This is a genomic window from Pseudomonas sp. (assembly GCF_028293835.1).
In the GTDB taxonomy this organism is placed as follows: Bacteria; Pseudomonadota; Gammaproteobacteria; order Pseudomonadales; family Pseudomonadaceae; genus Aquipseudomonas.
In genome coordinates this window covers 17,794-35,405 of the sequence record NZ_JAQGNX010000173.1, presented here as the reverse complement: position 1 = coordinate 35,405, position 17,612 = coordinate 17,794, and the positions used below count along the sequence as shown (strand labels likewise).

The window sequence follows — 17,612 nt, the reverse complement described above, 5'->3', positions numbered from 1 at the left end:
CTTCACGTTGCTCGGCAGCGGGAGGCGAATTCTACAGCGTTTCAACTCGCTGTCAACTGCCTTTTTTCACCGCTTCCGATCACCGCGATCGAAGCCTCTTGCTCGCACCTGAACCGTGTAACTCATTGATTACCAAGGAGTTTCCGTTTCATCTGCTCCGGAAGAGGTGCGAATTATAGGCCCGGAAAAAGTTACGTCAAGGCTTTATTCATACCTTTGTAGCATTAGATCGTTTTTGCCCAGCCAGTCGAGGGATGCGCCCGGCAATCATTGGCACCCGAAGCATTAACAGCACCAAACCGATACTTGCATAGAGTGCCCATTCCCTAAGGTCCGCCCGGACAATCCAGAACATATGAAGCAGCCCCAACCCGAGCACCGCGTAAACAAGGCGATGCAACTTCTTCCACCGCGCCCCCAGCCGACGCTGGCTATAGCGATTGGACGTAATCGCTAGCGCGAGTAAACACAGGAACGCCAAGCTACCCACAATAATATAAGGCCGCTTGGCCAGCTCGACACCCAACTGAGACCAATCCAGCCCAAGGATAAAGACCGCGTACGCCCCCATATGCATGACCACATAGGCAAAGCACCATAACCCCAACTGTCGACGGACCGCTATCCAGCCCGGCCATCCACTCAAGCGCTGCAGAGGTGTCATCGCCAGCGTGATCAACAGCAGAATTAACGTGCCAAGCCCAAGACGATCAACCAGAACCTTGCCAGGATCAGGTCCCAACGCGAAGATCCATGCCTGATACAGCCACAAAACAGGCGCAACGCAGGCCGCAGCAAAAACGCCAACCCGCCAAAATGGATAACGCATCAATAGTTCTTCCGCAGATCCAAACCTGTATATAAGGAAGCAACCTCCTCCCCATACCCGTTGAACATCTCTGTTTGCCGAATGTTCGGGCTGAACAACCCGCTTGGCAGTCGCCGCTCATGCGCCTGGGTCCAGCGAGGATGGTCCACCGTCGGATTTACATTGGCGTAAAAACCGTATTCATTCGCGGCGATCGTTTGCCAGGTAGTTTTCGGCTGCTCGCTGACCAGACTGATCCGGACGATAGACTTGGCGCTCTTGAAGCCATACTTCCATGGCACCACCAGGCGCAGCGGTGCACCGTTCTGGCTGGGCAGCTCGCGGCCATACATTCCCACCGCGAGAATCGCCAAAGGATTCATCGCTTCATCCAGGCGCAAGCCTTCCGCGTACGGCCAATCGATCAAGGCAAAGCTGGAGCGCTGACCCGGCATCGACTTGGGGTCCTGCAGCGTCTCGAAACGTATGTATCTGGCGTTGGCCGTTGGCTCTACCTGCTTGAGCAATGCAGACAGGGGGAAACCCATCCAGGGAATGACCATCGACCACGCTTCGACACAACGCAGTCGATAAATCCGCTCTTCCAGTTGATAGGGTTTCATAAAGTCTTCGAGCGCATAACGACCCGGCTTACCGACCTCACCATCAATCACAACTGTCCACGGCTCGGTTTTCAGCGAGCCCGCGTTTTGCGCAGGGTCACCTTTGTCGGTGCCGAATTCATAGAAGTTGTTGTAATGGGTAGCGTCCTTGAATGGGGTGATAGCTTCCCCCTTCACAGTAACGGCCTGCCATTGTGTATTTGGCAGCTTTGCCTTGAACCAGCCGGGCGCGGCACCGGGCTCGACACCAGCATAAGGAGAAGGACCGGCCGCATCGGCCCAGCGTGGCAAAGTGCTGGCAGCCAGAGCGGCAGCAGAGGCACCGAGCAACGCTCGACGGGAGAGGTAAAAAGATTCCGGGGTGACATCCGACTCTTTACAGCCGGACGCCGAAGGCAGCTTGATTAACATGATGACTCCACAGCGTTGGGGGCACGTGCACCAATAGACTGTGGAGTATGGGGGAAATTACAGCTTACTCAGCCGATTTATGACGACGCAGTCGTAACAAATATTGAACCGGACCAGACGCTGCGTACGCGAGGAATATCAGCAACAGGATGCGCGGAGGATCACTGAACACCACCGCGAATACCAACACCACAGCGAGAATGGCAACGAACGGCACGCGCCCTTTTAGGTCCAGTTCCTTGAAACTGTTGTATTTGATATTGCTGACCATCAACATACCAGCCGCCGCTACTAACAACGCGACCAGGAACGACATCTTCGACCCCTGGATCCCGTAATCGCTGAACGACCAGACGAGCCCGGCGACTACACCCGCCGCAGCCGGACTGGCCAGACCGATGAAGTAGCGCTTGTCTGCCTTGCCGACCTGGGTGTTGAAGCGCGCCAAACGTAACGCGGCACCAGCGACGTAGATGAATGCAACCATCCAGCCGACTTTACCCATGTCACCCAATGCCCAGCCAAACGCCAACAAGGCCGGCGCAACGCCAAAAGCAACCATGTCGGCCAAGGAATCGTATTCGGCACCGAAAGCGCTTTGCGTGTTAGTCATGCGTGCCACTCGACCATCAAGGCCGTCGAGCACCATGGCAATAAAAATAGCGATGGCAGAGAAGCCAAAGTACTTGCTCGCTGTGGCCGGGTCTCCCGCGCTGATCGCGCTTTGCGCACTCATCGAGCTGATAATGGAGTAGAAGCCGGCAAACAGATTCGCGGTAGTGAACAGATTAGGCAGCAGATAGATCCCTCGATGCCGGACTTTACGTCCTTCGGCATCATGACCTTCTTCAATATGTTCATCGATGGGTAGCAGGCTTTCGGCGTCAGAGGCCTGGTTTGGCTCTTCGGGACGTTCGCTCATGGACAGTTACCTTGCAGCGGGGTGGAGAGTTTCAATAGATGTCTGCAACGAAGGTTCGTTGTCAAACGATGCAGCTTTATACCAGAAGCGTGCCGCAAAACGAAAAAACGCGGCCGAAGCCGCGTTTTCCTACAACGAAAACCGTAAGGACTGAAATCAGTTCTTGGTTCTGTCGACGATTTTGTTAGCGCCGATCCAAGGCATCATCGAGCGCAATTTCTCGCCGATGATTTCGATGCCGTGGTTAGCGTTGTTACGACGCTTGGCGGTCATCGAAGGATAGCCGGTGGCGCCTTCGCTGATGAACATCTTGGCGTACTCACCGTCCTGAATGCGTTTCAGAGCGTTGCGCATGGCCTGACGCGATTCAGCGTTGATGACTTCAGGACCGGTCACGTATTCGCCGTACTCAGCGTTGTTGGAGATCGAGTAGTTCATGTTGGCGATACCGCCTTCGTACATGAGGTCAACGATCAACTTCAATTCGTGCAAGCACTCGAAGTAAGCCATTTCTGGCGCGTAACCGGCTTCAACCAGTGTTTCGAAGCCTGCTTTTACCAACTCAACGGTACCGCCGCACAGCACGGCTTGTTCGCCAAACAGGTCGGTTTCAGTTTCGTCTTTGAAGGTCGTTTCGATGATACCGGTACGGCCACCACCAACGCCCGAGGCGTAGGACAGTGCTACGTTTTTAGCGTTGCCCGACGCATCTTGATAGATCGCGATCAGGTCAGGAATACCTGCGCCCTTGACGAACTCGGAACGCACGGTGTGACCCGGTGCTTTCGGCGCGATCATGATCACGTCGAGATCGGCACGCGGAACAACCTGGTTGTAGTGAATCGCGAAACCGTGGGAGAAGGCCAGAGTGGCGCCATTCTTCAGGTTAGGCTCGATTTCGTCACGATACAGCTGGGATTGGAACTCGTCCGGAGTCAGGATCATGACCAGGTCAGCAGCGGCCACAGCGGAAGCAACGTCAGTCACTTTCAAGCCATGAGCTTCAGCCTTGGCGACAGTAGACGAACCTTTACGCAGGCCAACAGTGACATCTACGCCAGAGTCTTTCAGGTTGCACGCTTGAGCGTGGCCTTGGGAACCGTAGCCGATGATGGCGACTTTTTTGCCCTGGATGATCGAAAGGTCGCAGTCTTTGTCGTAATAAACTTTCATGAAATACCCCTGTTATCTTGGCCATTCAGGCCATTGTCAAATTTGAGTTAGATGCTCAGTACTTTGTCGCCACGGGCAATGCCCGTCACGCCGCTGCGTACCGTTTCCAGGATGGCAGAAGTACCAATGGCCTGAATGAAGCTGTCCAGTTTGTCGCTTGTTCCTGCCAGTTGCACGGTATAAACGCTACTGGTTACGTCAACGATCTGCCCGCGAAAGATATCCGTGGTGCGCTTGATCTCGGCCCGCTGGGCGCCGGTAGCCTTGACCTTGACCAGCATCAGCTCACGCTCGATGTGGGCGCTCTCGGACAGATCAACCAGCTTGACCACCTCAATCAGCTTATTGAGGTTTTTAGTGATCTGCTCGATGACTTCATCGTGCCCCACCGTGGTCAGCGTCAGACGCGACAAAGTCGGGTCTTCAGTAGGCGCAACGGTCAGACTTTCGATGTTGTAGTTGCGCTGGGAGAACAAGCCCACCACGCGCGACAACGCGCCGGGTTCGTTTTCCAGCAGTAACGAAATAATGTGCCGCATATTATGTCCGCTCCGTCTTGCTCAGCCACATATCGCGCATCGAGCCGTCTTTGATATGCATGGGATAGACGTGCTCGCTGGCGTCGACCTTGATGTCGATGAACACCAGACGATCTTTCATGGCGAACGCTTGCTCCATCATCGGCTTCAAATCTTTCAGATCGGTGATGCGCATACCAACGTGACCGTAGGCTTCAGCCAGCTTGACGAAGTCAGGCAACGATTCCATGTAGGAATGGGAGTGACGCGAGCCATAGTTCATGTCCTGCCATTGCCGGACCATGCCGAGCACGCCGTTGTTCAGCAAAATGATCTTCACTGGCAGGTCGTGCTGCAGACAGGTCGACAACTCCTGGATGTTCATCTGGATGCTGCCTTCACCGGTCACACAGGCAACGTCGGCGTCCGGGAAGCTCAGTTTGACGCCCATGGCCGCTGGAAAACCGAAGCCCATGGTGCCCAGGCCACCGGAGTTGATCCAGCGATTAGGCTTATTGAACCGGTAGTACTGCGCCGCGAACATTTGATGCTGACCCACGTCGGAAGTCACATACGCGTCGCCACGTGTTACTTCACTAAGCGTCTCGATCACGGTCTGTGGCTTGATGCTGCTGCCATCACCCTTATTGTAAGGGAACATATCGCGGCCACCGCGCCACTCTTCGACTTGCTTCCACCAACTGGCAACCGATTCCTGATTAGGGACTTCGCCGATTTCCTTGAGAGTCGCGACCATTTCTGTCAACACACTCTCCACCGGCCCCACGATAGGTACATCGGCCTTGATGGTTTTGGAAATCGATGCGGGGTCGATATCGACATGGATGATTTTGGCGTTCGGGCAGAACTTGGACGGCCCGTTGATGACACGGTCATCGAAACGCGCGCCGACCGCCAAAATCACGTCGGCATGGTGCATCGCCAGGTTAGCGGTATAGCTGCCGTGCATGCCGAGCATGCCCAGAAACTGCCGATCAGTGCCTGGATACGCGCCCAGACCCATCAGGGTATTGGTCACGGGTACGTTGAGCAGCTGCGCCAACTCGGTCAACGGCGCAGAGCCATGGCCCAAAATTACGCCGCCGCCGGCATAAATGATCGGTCGCTTGGCCGCCAACAACATTTCCACGGCCTTGCGGATCTGACCCGAATGCCCACGAACAGCCGGGCTGTAAGAGCGCAGCTTGGCTTTTTTCGGAAACACGTATTCGAATTTTTCAGCAGGGTTGGTCATGTCTTTCGGGATATCGACCACGACCGGACCAGGACGTCCGGACTGCGCCAGATAGAACGCTTTCTTCAACACCTCAGGAATTTCCGAAGCGTGCTTGATCATGAAGCTGTGCTTCACGATCGGCCTGGAGATACCGATCATGTCGGTTTCCTGGAACGCATCGGTGCCGACCATGGTGCTTGGCACCTGAGCGGTCAGGATCACCATCGGGATCGAGTCCATGTACGCCGTGGCGATACCGGTGATGACATTGGTCGCACCAGGACCGGAGGTCACCAGTACGACACCCGCCTTGCCGGTCGCCCGCGCATAGCCATCGGCCATGTGAGTAGCGGCCTGCTCATGGCGAACCAGGATGTGTTCTACAGCAGGCTCTTTAAACAGTGCGTCGTAGATATGCAATGCGGCACCACCAGGGTACCCATAGATATGCTTGACGCCTTCGTCACGCAAAAAGCGGACAATCATTTCCCCGCCAGATAAAAGCTCCACGTTGTCCACCTCTGAAACGCCAGAATGCCGTCCACACGCGGGACGGATCTTAATTAGGTTTACTGCTTGGCAGAGCATGAGCGACGGTGGTCGCCGACTACGTCAGCACTGACTGAGCAAGTATTGGGAGGTCCCCAAGTGTTGCGGGGCCTTCCCACCCAGCGCGAGGTAACGCGTTGCGGGTGTTACAGGTCGGCGCGGATGTGCGCCTCATGATCTACTGATATGGCCTGCTTCTGGCAGTCCGTCTTCAGCGAACTTGGGATTGTTGTGATTACACCTGGCCAAGTCAAGTCATCCGTGCGCTTTCTTCCGACTAACAGCATGAAAATTCACTGATTCACGGTCCCGACCCCGCAGTTATGGTAGGTTGCCGAGTGCGAAGTCATCAAAGGAAGCACCATGCGTTGCAGGATTTTAGCGGTGGCCCTGCTGTGCTCACTGAGCGCTGTCTGCCAGGCAGGCCAAATCTATAAGTGGGTCGACGCCCAAGGTCAGACCCATTTTGATTCACAGCCACCCGTCAACCAGTCCGTGCAGCAGATTGATATCAAGCAATTGCCGCCACCGCCGCCGCCAAAGCCGCTCCCTCCGCTGCCAGAAAACGGCTACAAAGCACAGTCTGAACAAGACGCGATAGACGCCAAGGTTAAAAAGCAGGTAGCTGTTCAGGAAGCCAAGCGGGCCACGTATTGCGAAGCCGTAAGGATGAACCTGGCTCAGTTGCGAAATAATCCGCGGGCACGTCTGGACATAAACGGTGTAACCCGACGCTTGACTGACGAAGAACGTGAGACGCGTACTGCCGAAGCTGAAAAGGCGATAGAAGACAACTGCCAATAAGGCCCGCCAGACACCCTGGCGTAGGCCGTATCGTGCATCGACACCTAACGGGTTTCGACGATCAACCGATCAAACTGGGCCAGTAACTGCTGAAGCGTGTGGGTTTGCTGCTGGCCCGCGTACACCATCTCGGCCATTTCCAGGATGCCCGACGCATTAGGCAGCGGCAGGTCCCGCTCCAGAATAACCTTCATGCGTGGCAGAAATATCCACTGCAACCACTGATCAAAATCCATCTGATCGACCGCAAAAGGCTCATTACTGGCCAATGCTTCGGGGCTTGGGGGCGCGTCACGCCACCATCCCAAAACCCGCAACTCACGCTCAATCAGCAGCAATTGTTCTGCGACTTGCGGAAAGCGTTTGTCCATCAGGAACCAGTCCCCGCTTTTTGACGTGCCGATGCCGCACCCGCCGCATCACCCTGTTTCGCTCGGCATTGAGCGATCAAACCCCACAAGCTGGCCTGCAAATCGGGCCGACCATTGGCGTAGGTCAGGGCCCGGCGTGCAAGTTGCTCCGCTTGTGGCGCATCGCCCTGGGACAAACGTACTTGCGCCAGACGGAACAGTACTTGGGGCTCGCGCGGCGCTACTCGTTGTGCGCGTTCCAGGCTGGACGAAGCACCGTTCAGGTCGCCGCTGGCTTGCTGCTGTTGGGCAGTGGTGAGCAACGAAAGTACCGGGCCGTCAAGCTGCTCATCCGCAGACAAGCCGCCACCGCTACTTGGAATCCCTGTCGGCGCGGTGGAGTTGTAGCTGTTGTTGATCGGTGCCGCATTTACTGGAGCGGTATCGATTGGTGCGGTATTGATCGGCGCGGTATCAATGGGGCTGGTATTGAACTGAGGCGCCCCGGTGGAAGCCGGGTAGCTCTGAATCGGAGCACCACCTCCGCCCGGAACCATTACCGTCACACCGGAATCCTGAGAATCAGCTTGCGGCTGCTGTTGCTGCTGCGGGGCACTCTGGCGATAGCCGCCATTGCCCTGCACACGTTCGCTATTGGAAACCTTGCTGCCGGAATCTTCTACCGGGATAGAGCCACGCTGTTCGGTAGCGCAGCCGCTAAGCAAAGCCACCGCTGTTAAAGCTGGAATCAACCACTTATTCACGTCACATCCTCTTTGCTTATTTCAACCAGCCTTTAACCCAGTCCATGACTGAGTCGGCTGCGGCAGGAACGCCGCCACAGGCAGTGCCGGGTGCCGGTTCACTGCCGCGAATATACGGCATCTGCACCGCGCCCGGGCAGGACGAATCAGAGCCTTGGCCAGTGCTGGAATTGATCCAGGCCTGAACCACATTATCGGGTTGCGCGGTATCCAGCGAGAGCGGATCGGCCCGACGCATGAAGCTGGTCCATATCTGCAACGCACCGGTAGCACCGGTGAATGGTGTTTGGGCGTTATCGTCGCGACCGACCCAGACCACCGCCAACAAATCCTGGCTGAAACCGGCGAACCAGCTATCACGCGAATCGTTCGTTGTGCCACTTTTACCCGCCAGATTCAACGTGCTCGGCAGTTGGCTATAAGCCGACTTGCCCGTCCCTTCTCGCATCACCCGCTGCATGGCATTTTGCAGCAGATAGATAGACCCTGGATCGAAGCGTTGCTGAATCTGGAACGGATACCGTTTGAGCGGTTCACCTTCAGCAGTCAGTACGCTGCGGATACCGCGCATCGGCGTATTGAATCCGCCGTTGGCAATGGTCTGATACATGGTCGCCACTTCAATCGGACTGAGACTGCCTGCGCCCAACAGCATCGACGGATATACCGGCCAATCGCGGCTGATACCCAACTTGGCGAGGGTTTTGAACACGCTAGGCACGCCCAGTTCCAGGCCCAGTTTAGCCGAGGACAAGTTGTAAGAGTGCGCCAGGCCTTGATACAGAAATATGTTGCCGTGTGACTTGTGATCGAAGTTTTGCGGCTTCCAGACCTGGCCGTCCGCGCCCTTGACCGAGAATTGCTCGTCGGCAATCCAGCTGGTTAATGTGTATTTGCTCGGCTGCTCAAGTGCCGTCAGATATATAGCGGGCTTAACCAGCGAGCCGATAGGCCGCACGGCATCCAGCGCTCGGTTGAAACCGGCGTAGCCCGCCTGACGGCTGCCCACTAGGGCTTGAACTTCGCCGGTCTCCGGGTTGGTCACGACCATGGCCGTTTCCACCTCGTCACCGCCCTTGCGTCCATCCATTTTTTTGAACGCTTCGGTCACTGCCGCTTCAGACTTCATCTGCAGAATTGGATCGAAACTGGTGAAGATGCGCAGGCCTTCTTCGGTCAAATCCTCGTCGCGATAGTCTTGACGCAACTGGCGTTTGACCAAATCGAGGAAGTCCGGGAACGAGCTGTCCGCCAGGCTGCCCATTTTGCTGACACCCAACGGCATTTTCTTCGCGGCGGCGACCACATCCGCAGTCGCTACGCCCTGCTGCTCGAGAAGGTCCAGCACCAGATTGCGCCGCTCCAACGCCCGGTCGGGGTAACGACGCGGATTGTAATAAGAAGGACCTTTGACCATGCCCACCAGCAGCGCCACCTGATGCAACTTGAGTTCTGACAGCGGCTGGCTGAAGAAATACTGGCTGGCGAGACCGAAGCCGTGCACCGCACGCTGACCGTCCTGCCCAAGGAAAACTTCGTTGAGGTACGCCTCGAGAATTTCCTGTTTGCTGTAATGAATCTCCAGCAGCACAGACATCATCGCTTCGGTCAACTTACGGCTAAGGCTGCGTTCGTTGGTCAGGTAGAAGTTTTTGACCAACTGTTGCGTCAACGTACTACCACCCTGGCGCATCTGCCCGGCAGAGGCGTTGACCCAGAAGGCCCGGGCGATCGACTTGGGAGACACCCCGAAATGGTGATAAAAATCCCGGTCTTCGACCGTCACCAGCGTATCGAGCAGATACGGCGGCGCCTGATCAAGCTTGATCAAAATGCGGTCTTCGAGGTTTTTCGGATACAGCCCGCCGATCATCAGCGGCTCCAGCCGAGCCACCGACAATTTCGAGCCATTGGTCGCTGACAAGGCAGCGACCGTGTTACCGGCAAAGCGCACGCGAACCTGCTGAGCAGGATCAGTGCCTTCGTAGAACTGGAAACCGCGGGTATTCAAGTCGACCGTGGTGCCGCTTACCGCCGCCGCACCAGGTCCATTGGCCACCGCTTCCCGGCGATAGCCCAGCGCGTCAAGCTCCGTCAGGAAATCAACTTGAGACAATTTTTGCCCGACGAACAGCTCTAGCGGGCGGGCATAGACCTTGGCCGGAATGGTCCAGCGCTTGCCGGAAAACTTTTCCTGAACGATCGCGTCGAGGTAGACCGCGAAGCCGGCGAGCACGACCAGGCCGACCAAGCTGAGCTTAATCGCCCAGCCTAACCAGGGGCGAAGACCGCCAGCGGGACGTTTTGGGGGGGTACGAGGAGTGCGGGTACGTGTCATGGCGGCGGATTATACGCATTTTATCGATGACCGACAGGCACGCTTCTAGCGGTTTGCAGCGCTGCGTTGAGTCGCCATAATGGCAGCCAGAATTTTTAATCTTTTAAAGGATCGCCTGTGAGCCAATCCCTGATTGCAGCCCTACAAAACCCGACCTTATTCCCCCACCCGGTCGAGAATTTCCAGGTCATCGAAACGCATATTTCCTGGGTGCTGCTGACCGGCCCTTATGCGTACAAATTCAAAAAACCGGTGAATTTCGGTTTCCTCGACTTCACCACGTTGTCGGCACGCAAACACTTCTGCGGCGAAGAATTACGCTTGAATCAACGCCTGACAAACGATCTTTATCTGGAAGTCTTGCCGATCACCGGCAGTGCGGACGCTCCAACCCTCGGCGGCGATGGCGAGGTGATCGAGTACGCCTTGAAGATGCGCCAGTTCCCGCAAAGCCAACTGCTCAGCACCCTGCAGGCCAATGGCGAATTGACCACGGCGCACATTGATCAGATGGCGACACAAATCGCCGAATTTCACCTGAGCGCCCCGCACGTTCCGTTGGAGCATGCCCAAGGCACTCCTGAAACCGTGATGGCGCCTGTCCTGCAAAACTTCGAACAAATTCGTGCACTGATAAGCGACAAAGCCGACTTGCAACAACTCGAGGCATTGGAAGCCTGGGCGCAGAGCAGCTTCGAGCGTCTCAAAAGCCTGCTTTCCCAGCGTAAGGCCGAAGGATTCATTCGCGAATGCCACGGTGACATTCATCTGGGTAACGCCACGTTGATAGACGGCAAGGTGGTGATTTTCGACTGCATCGAATTCAACGAGCCGTTCCGTTTTACCGACGTCTATGCCGATATTGGTTTTCTGGCGATGGACCTCGAAGATCGCGGACTGAAATCCCTGTCGCGTCGTCTTGTCAGCCAATACCTGGAGCTGACCGGCGATTACCAGGGCCTTGAACTGCTGAACTTCTATAAGGCCTACCGAGCCCTGGTTCGTGCAAAAGTCGCGCTGTTCAGCCTGTCCGCGGATGCCGACGCGGTGCAACGAGCGACGACTTTGCGTCAGTACCGCAATTACGCCAATCTCGCAGAAAGCTACAGCGCCATACCGTCACGCTTTCTGATCATTACCCACGGTGTTTCAGCCGTGGGTAAAAGCCATGTGGCGATGCGCTTGGTGGAAGCCTTGGGCGCCATTCGCCTACGGTCGGATATCGAGCGTAAGCGTTTGTTCGCCAATAACAGTGAAATCGGCACGTTGTATGGCGCTGATGCCAGCACCGCAACCTATGCCCGCGTGCATCAATTGGCAGACAGCGTGTTACGCGCGGGTTTCCCGGTGGTCATCGACGCGACGTATCTGAAGCGTGAGCAACGCAACGCTGCAGCCAGGATTGCAGAAGCGACCGGGGCACCGTTCTTGATTCTTGACTGCGACGCGCCACACGCCGTGATCGCTGGCTGGCTGGCTCAACGTCAGGCCAAAAACAACGATCCGTCTGACGCCACCCTGGAAGTCATCGAAGCCCAACAGGCAAATCGTGAACCCCTGGAGGCTGATGAAATTTTGCGCAGCAAGCGCGTCGAAACCAACAACAGCAGCGACCTGGATGGCCTTGTAGCCAATATTCGTCAGCGCTTGCCTGGCCTCTGAATATATTTTTTGACCGTGCGGCGGTTAACGCTTCACGGCTCAAAAGTAGTGGCATTATAATGGCGTCATAAATCTAACGGGAAGACGATTCATGAGCCAACCCAAGCAGCTCGATTCGCCGCTTTATGTGCTGCTGCACAACGAAAACGTCGAAGGTTTCAATTTACAGAAGCCCCGGAAAGGCACGGTTGATATGGCGGGCGGCGACTTCCGCGGGCTGGATTTGCGTCAATTGGATACCAGCAATATTGATTTCACCGATGCGTATTTCCGGGCAGCGGATCTACGCGGCCTGGATTTGCGTCACACCGCAATGGAAGGCGCCAGTCTCGGGCATGCGCAAATTTCCGGCGCTTTTTTCCCGGCTGAGCTGACCGCAGATGAAATTCTGATGTCGGTCAACTTCGGAACGCGTCTGCGCTACAGAACCAGATAGCCACTGACGCTTGAAACATCAGACCTGCCCGCACGCGCTGTCGTGCGGCAGCGACCGACAGCGCTTGATCGCAGCTCCCAATCAAGCGAGCTTGAACTCGCCTCCTGGCGCCCCCCTCGACTGATCAGCCGATAAGCAGCTCTCTACGCGCTTTTTCTACTCCCCGCTACACTTCTTGCAGGTTTGTCAGTACGGAAACCACAGTGCAGTGCTCGGCCATAGCAAGGAGGCAGAATGAACGATGAGCTGCAACACCTCAAAAATCTCGGCAAGACGTCCGCACAATGGCTACATGCCGTGGGGATTCACAGCGCTTCTGATTTACGTCGGCTAGGCCCCGTGGATGCCTACCGGGCGGTACGTACCCGAGGTTTTCGCGCGTCCAAGGTTTTGCTCTATGCCATTGAAGGAGCGCTGCTCGACATCCATTGGACTGATATCCCGGCAGAGCGCAAAGAAGCACTGAATGGCCAACTGGAGGCCCTTTCCCTTCGGCCGAAAACAGCGGATCCGGAGGTGCGCTCCCAGCAATGAAAATAGCTGATCGAGGATGTTGACATACAAATGAGAATTGTTATTATTCTCGCATCTGGTCGCGAGACCAGTCGATGATTTGAAAGACCATTGGTTCGGAATCTCAGGTTATCTCCTCATCAGGCAAATCACGGTTATTTGACCCGGCAGTTTTGCCGGGTCTTTTTTTTGCGCGCTGAAAACCGACTCAAGCCCCATCAGCGCCCAGGTGCCAGAATTCCCAAACGCGTGAGCACGTCATCAAGCAAGCTGGAGGCGCCCAGCCGGACTCGATTGACGTTAACCCAGTGTGGGCCGAAGCGGGCTTTCGCCAGGTCAAGATAGACCCTGGCATCTTCAAACGTTCGAATACCGCCCGCCGCTTTGAAACCACCCTGCCCGCCAGCTTCAGCAATGGCCTCCAGAATGATCCTCGCGGCTTGCGGGGTGGCATTGGTTGTGAGCTTGCCGGTACTGGTTTCAATGAAGTCGACCCCTACCGCGATCATGTCCAGACACACATTGCGGATGATTTGCGGATCTTTCAGTTCACCGGTTTCAAGAATGACCTTCAAAAGTGCCCTGTCCCCGCAGGTCTCTCTACAGGCGTCGACCACGTCAGTTGCGGCCTGCTTGTCTCCGGTGAGCTGCATGCGGTAGGGATAAACCACGCCGACCTCATTTGCACCGGACGCTAAAGCAGCCCGAGTTTCATAAACAGCGGCCTCAAGGCTCGACCCGCCGTAGGGATAATTGGCGACCGTGGAAATGCGCACACTCTCGCTTCGCAAACCGTCCAGAGTACGCCGCGCCAACTGAACAAACTGTGGATAGACACACACCGATGCTACAACGCCCACCGGGGTCACCGCCTTTCGGCAAAGGGCGATGACGCGCTCTTCGTCGTCACCGACGTTGAGCGAGGTCAAATCCAGCAGCTTGATCATTTGAAGCGCCAATCGCTCCTCTTGTGCATTCATGCCTTCCATCCGTTCAATCCTTGGGTGACAGCCAGGACAATAAACGAGACGAAGGTTTCAAACTTGATCGATCCCCGAACAGGGAAAAGGACTACACAAATACAGGAAGCATCCTAACCAGGAGCAACAGTGGGCGAGCTGACGAAGGTTCGTCCGCCCTAACCGCCGTAGTCCTTCCCGGATAAGGCGCCGGTGTACCAGACGTAATCAGCAGCAGCCGATGTCACGTGCACACCCACTTCCGCCAACATTAATACCACTGCCCCGTCCACCGCTCCCAGGTCGAGAAGGTGCAGCGGTACGCCGATATCCTTACGTACGTGGTAAGCGCTGGCGAATAGCAGCGCAGGCGCAGGCGCTACGAGCAGTCGCTGAGCCATACAGCGGTGACGCTGCTGCTGAACAGCGAGCAGCCCTGGGAGGGATTCTTCCGGCAACCGGTGATCATAGGCATCGCCAATGTGCGCTTGCAGTAGCTCACGCACCGCCGGAGCTGACGAATGCGTGCCCGTCAGCGTGGGTTGATGCGAATAGATTGCGCAAATCTCATCGGGGCTCAGATTAGCCGACAACAACGGATAGGGTTGCCCGAGAGCGTAACGAACGATAGGTCCATATAAAGCCCAGTCCCAGCCGTCTTGCCATTCCAGGGCAGTCGGAATATTTGCTGGGTCAGTCGATTTGAATGCGGCAGTGATTTCATCGACTTTTGACTGCTGGCCTGGGTTGAGCATCTCCATTAATAGGCTCCCCTGGGCACGCCGATCCGCCAGCACCTGCATGATCCAAAGCTCTAACGCTTGATGATCCGGATTATCGTGCCGCTCCCCGACCAACACTATGGCTGCCTGTGCCAACCGTTCAGCGAGCTGTTGCGCTGTCAGTTTATGCCCATTTCTTAAATCACGAATCATGCCTACATCCACATGCTCAAGAGGGTTTTGCCAAGGGGGTATGCCCACTTAATATTGCCAAACGAATACACGCTGACACGCTTATAACTGCAAATGACAACATACCCCGCAGCACGCCTCACGTCATTGAAGATAACGGTCAGCACAGCGCATTTGGTCGGCAATATGCGTTCTTGCCGCCAGGCGAGCCGGTGCAGAGGCTCTAGGGCACGTTAAGCAGCGCCGAGCATCGGGACCTGCGACACTGCACAGCCTTGACCATACGACGGGACAACCCGGATGAAATTCCTCTGCGACGCGAAGTATCTGGCTGAAGCGCACAGTCGGGGCTTTGAAATAGACGGGCAGAAACTAGTGGCTGTACGCCGACAAGGGCTGGTGTTCGTTTACCGCAATCGCTGCCCGCACCGAGGCGTACCCCTTGATTGGAAGACCGATCAGTTTCTCGACGCCAGCGCCAGCCTGATCCAATGCGCAACCCATGGCGCACTGTTTCTCATCGAGAGCGGCGAATGCGTAGCTGGCCCCTGCGCGGGAAAGTCACTGAGGGCGATCAACTGTCGCGAAGACTCAAGTGGCATCTGGATCAGTCTTCCTGCGGATGACTAGCAGACCCCACACTGCGAGCAAACACAATTCGTGGCAGCTGCTCGTTCAGCAAATTATGAGTTGCTTGACCGGAGCGGGCGCCAAATGCACCTCCAGCCGACGGTCGATGCGAATTTCTTGCGGGGTCAACTGCACGCCGTAAGCCAACACTTCGACCCCCGCCAGCATCGCCTCACGCAGGGCCATCGCATAAAGCGGGTCGATCTCCTCGGCCGGGCGCACAGCTTCGATGCCGGTCAAGTTGACGCAATACAGCAGCACCGCCCGTGTACCCTGCCGCGCCAGCACCGCCAACTCCCGCAGGTGGCGCGCGCCACGCTGGGTCACTGAATCAGGAAACGCTGCAATCGGCGAGTCATCAAACCCCAGGGTGACACTTTTGACTTCCACAAACGCTGGCCCGCCTGGAAACTCCAGACGGAAGTCCACCCGACTCTTTTCCTGGCCGTACGCCACTTCCCGCTTGAGCGCGGTGAAGCCGTTTAGTTCGGTTATCAGTCCGGCGCGCAGGGCTTCTTCGACTAAATTATTGGCGCGCCCAGTGTTGACACAGGCCAACCGCCCTTGAGGCGTTTCGGCAATTTCCCACGTGCCCGGTAGTTTCCGTTTTGGGTCGCTGGAACGACTGAACCAGACCCGACCATTCGGGGCCATGCAGTTAAACATTGAGCCGGTATTCGGGCAGTGAATGGTCAATTTTTCACCCCCGTCAGTTTCTATGTCAGCCAGAAAGCGCTTATAGCGAACCAACAGACGACCGTGTTCGAGCTCTGGAAAAAAACGCATCAGCCTTGCCAACTCCGCAACCCATGGGCAATTCGTGCAACGGCTTCTTGTAATCGAGGCAAGCTCTGGGTGTATGCAAAACGAACGTGATGACCCGACTGGAAGCGGCCGAAATCCAGCCCAGGCGTGATAGCGACGTGCTCAACCTCAAGAAAGTGTCGGCAGAACGCGAACGCGTCACCGCCAAAAGCGCTGATGTCTGCATACAGATAGAACGCACCCTCAGGCTCGACGGCGATACCGAAGCCCAACTCGCGCAATGCGGGCAGCAGGAAGTCTCGGCGCCGGCCGAATTCGGCGCGCCGTTCTTCGAGGATTTCCAGGGTTTGCGATTCAAAACAGGCGAGCGCCGCGTACTGCGCCATGCTTGGCGCGCTGATATAGAGATTCTGCGCAAGTTTCTCCAGGTCAGCCACGGCATCTTCTGGCGCAACCAACCAACCCAGCCGCCAGCCGGTCATGCCGAAATATTTGGAGAAGCTGTTGAGCACAAAGGCGTCGTTATCGACTTCCAACACGCTGGCTGCATCACAACCATAGGTCAAGCCGTGGTAGATCTCGTCTACCACCAGATGCCCATGGCGCGCTTTTAACGCAGCGGACAGCGCCGCCAACTCATCCCGGGTCAACATCGTGCCGGTTGGATTGGCAGGCGATGCAACCAGCGCACCGACGCTGTCTTTATCCCAGTGCCGGGCCACCAAATCAGGGGTCAATTGATAACGCACCTCCGGCCCGACGGGCACTAATTGCGCCGCACCTTCGACCAGACGTAAAAAATGTCGATTACAGGGATACCCCGGATCTGCCAACAACCAATGCTTGCCGGGATCCACCAACAGGCTGGTTGCCAACAACAAGGCACCTGAGCCACCCGGCGTGACAAGAATTCGTTTTGGGTCGATGGTCACTTTATAGCGTAGCGCATAGAACCCGGCGATGGCCTCGCGCAACTCCGGCAACCCCCGAGCAGCGGTGTAACGGGTCTTGCCGGCGGCCAATGCAGCTTGACCGGCAGCAATAATTGGCGCAGCCGTGGTGAAGTCAGGCTCTCCAATTTCGAGGTGAATGACATCGTGGCCTGCCGCCTGCAGTTCGTTCGCTCGCGCCAATAAGGCCATGACGTGAAAGGGTTCGATGGCGCGACTTCGCGCACTGTAGGGGTGAGCCATGAATCTTCCTTTAATGCGAGAGTCGAACTGATAATTGGCTGAT

The 17,612-nt window shown here is 56.3% G+C and carries 18 protein-coding genes; 5 read left to right on the top strand and 13 right to left on the bottom strand.

From position 1 onward, the window contains the following. Positions 1-208 precede the first annotated feature (208 nt). The 6 genes from msrQ to JWR17_RS23785 all read right to left on the bottom strand — a co-directional run bounded on the left by msrQ (position 209) and on the right by JWR17_RS23785 (position 6,202). Positions 209-829, bottom strand: a complete 621-nt coding sequence (gene msrQ, locus JWR17_RS23810; RefSeq protein ID WP_299835457.1) for a protein-methionine-sulfoxide reductase heme-binding subunit MsrQ — start codon at positions 827-829, stop codon at positions 209-211. Beyond that, entirely contained in the window at positions 829-1,842 is a 1,014-nt protein-coding gene (msrP, locus tag JWR17_RS23805; RefSeq protein ID WP_299835455.1) for a protein-methionine-sulfoxide reductase catalytic subunit MsrP, read from the bottom strand. The genes msrQ and msrP overlap by 1 nt, the downstream gene beginning before the upstream one ends. Before the next feature lie 64 nt (positions 1,843-1,906). Then, entirely contained in the window at positions 1,907-2,764 is an 858-nt protein-coding gene (pssA, locus tag JWR17_RS23800) for a CDP-diacylglycerol--serine O-phosphatidyltransferase (RefSeq protein ID WP_299835453.1), read from the bottom strand. Between the two features lie 156 nt (positions 2,765-2,920). Continuing rightward, positions 2,921-3,937, bottom strand: coding sequence for a ketol-acid reductoisomerase (gene ilvC / locus JWR17_RS23795; protein ID WP_299835451.1), 1,017 nt, complete (start codon positions 3,935-3,937; stop codon positions 2,921-2,923). Between the two features lie 47 nt (positions 3,938-3,984). Then, entirely contained in the window at positions 3,985-4,476 is a 492-nt protein-coding gene (gene ilvN, locus JWR17_RS23790; RefSeq protein ID WP_299835450.1) for an acetolactate synthase small subunit, read from the bottom strand. A 1-nt stretch (position 4,477) separates the two neighbouring features. After that, positions 4,478-6,202 carry an acetolactate synthase 3 large subunit gene (locus tag JWR17_RS23785; RefSeq protein WP_299835448.1) on the bottom strand — a complete coding sequence of 575 codons (1,725 nt, stop codon included), beginning with the start codon at positions 6,200-6,202 and terminating at the stop codon, positions 4,478-4,480. 402 nt (positions 6,203-6,604) lie between these two features. Here JWR17_RS23785 and JWR17_RS23780 point away from each other — a divergent pair, with 402 nt between their 5' ends. Continuing rightward, the gene (locus JWR17_RS23780) at positions 6,605-7,045 is read left to right on the top strand and encodes a DUF4124 domain-containing protein (protein WP_299835446.1); all 441 of its coding nucleotides are present in this window, start codon (positions 6,605-6,607) and stop codon (positions 7,043-7,045) included. 44 nt (positions 7,046-7,089) lie between these two features. Here JWR17_RS23780 and JWR17_RS23775 read toward each other — a convergent pair whose 3' ends face one another. The 3 genes from JWR17_RS23775 to mrcB are packed head-to-tail and all read right to left on the bottom strand — an operon-like array spanning position 7,090 to position 10,497. Beyond that, positions 7,090-7,416 (bottom strand): YqcC family protein, encoded by a 327-nt coding sequence (locus JWR17_RS23775; protein WP_299835445.1) that lies wholly within the window; start codon positions 7,414-7,416, stop codon positions 7,090-7,092. Then, positions 7,416-8,159 carry a tetratricopeptide repeat protein gene (locus tag JWR17_RS23770; RefSeq protein ID WP_299835443.1) on the bottom strand — a complete coding sequence of 248 codons (744 nt, stop codon included), beginning with the start codon at positions 8,157-8,159 and terminating at the stop codon, positions 7,416-7,418. Before JWR17_RS23770 ends, JWR17_RS23775 begins: the two co-directional genes overlap by 1 nt. Positions 8,160-8,175: 16 nt before the next feature. After that, entirely contained in the window at positions 8,176-10,497 is a 2,322-nt protein-coding gene (gene mrcB, locus JWR17_RS23765; protein ID WP_299835441.1) for a penicillin-binding protein 1B, read from the bottom strand. Between the two features lie 117 nt (positions 10,498-10,614). Between mrcB and JWR17_RS23760 the strand changes: the two genes are divergently transcribed. The 3 genes from JWR17_RS23760 to JWR17_RS23750 all read left to right on the top strand — a co-directional run bounded on the left by JWR17_RS23760 (position 10,615) and on the right by JWR17_RS23750 (position 13,129). Then, complete coding sequence (locus tag JWR17_RS23760) at positions 10,615-12,159, top strand: bifunctional aminoglycoside phosphotransferase/ATP-binding protein (RefSeq protein ID WP_299835439.1); 1,545 nt, start codon at positions 10,615-10,617, stop codon at positions 12,157-12,159. A 91-nt stretch (positions 12,160-12,250) separates the two neighbouring features. Continuing rightward, positions 12,251-12,595: a pentapeptide repeat-containing protein gene (locus tag JWR17_RS23755; RefSeq protein ID WP_299835437.1), complete on the top strand. Its 345-nt coding sequence runs from the start codon at positions 12,251-12,253 to the stop codon at positions 12,593-12,595. A gap of 234 nt (positions 12,596-12,829) precedes the next feature. Then, positions 12,830-13,129 (top strand): TfoX/Sxy family protein, encoded by a 300-nt coding sequence (locus JWR17_RS23750; protein ID WP_299835435.1) that lies wholly within the window; start codon positions 12,830-12,832, stop codon positions 13,127-13,129. Between the two features lie 197 nt (positions 13,130-13,326). On the opposite strand, the gene deoC is transcribed toward JWR17_RS23750, so the two are convergent. Together deoC and JWR17_RS23740 are read right to left on the bottom strand one after the other, a co-directional pair. Continuing rightward, positions 13,327-14,097 carry a deoxyribose-phosphate aldolase gene (deoC, locus tag JWR17_RS23745; protein WP_299835433.1) on the bottom strand — a complete coding sequence of 257 codons (771 nt, stop codon included), beginning with the start codon at positions 14,095-14,097 and terminating at the stop codon, positions 13,327-13,329. Between the two features lie 149 nt (positions 14,098-14,246). Further along, on the bottom strand, positions 14,247-15,002 hold the full coding sequence (locus JWR17_RS23740) for a ChaN family lipoprotein (RefSeq protein WP_299835431.1): 756 nt from the start codon (positions 15,000-15,002) through the stop codon (positions 14,247-14,249). A 279-nt stretch (positions 15,003-15,281) separates the two neighbouring features. On the opposite strand from JWR17_RS23740, the gene JWR17_RS23735 reads away from it, so the two are divergent. Beyond that, positions 15,282-15,611 (top strand): Rieske (2Fe-2S) protein, encoded by a 330-nt coding sequence (locus JWR17_RS23735; RefSeq protein ID WP_299835429.1) that lies wholly within the window; start codon positions 15,282-15,284, stop codon positions 15,609-15,611. 45 nt (positions 15,612-15,656) lie between these two features. On the opposite strand, the gene sfsA is transcribed toward JWR17_RS23735, so the two are convergent. Together sfsA and JWR17_RS23725 are read right to left on the bottom strand one after the other, a co-directional pair. Next, on the bottom strand, positions 15,657-16,397 hold the full coding sequence (gene sfsA / locus JWR17_RS23730; protein ID WP_299835427.1) for a DNA/RNA nuclease SfsA: 741 nt from the start codon (positions 16,395-16,397) through the stop codon (positions 15,657-15,659). Next, positions 16,397-17,569 (bottom strand): pyridoxal phosphate-dependent aminotransferase, encoded by a 1,173-nt coding sequence (locus tag JWR17_RS23725; RefSeq protein WP_299835425.1) that lies wholly within the window; start codon positions 17,567-17,569, stop codon positions 16,397-16,399. The genes sfsA and JWR17_RS23725 overlap by 1 nt, the downstream gene beginning before the upstream one ends. Between the last annotated feature and the right edge of the window lie 43 nt (positions 17,570-17,612).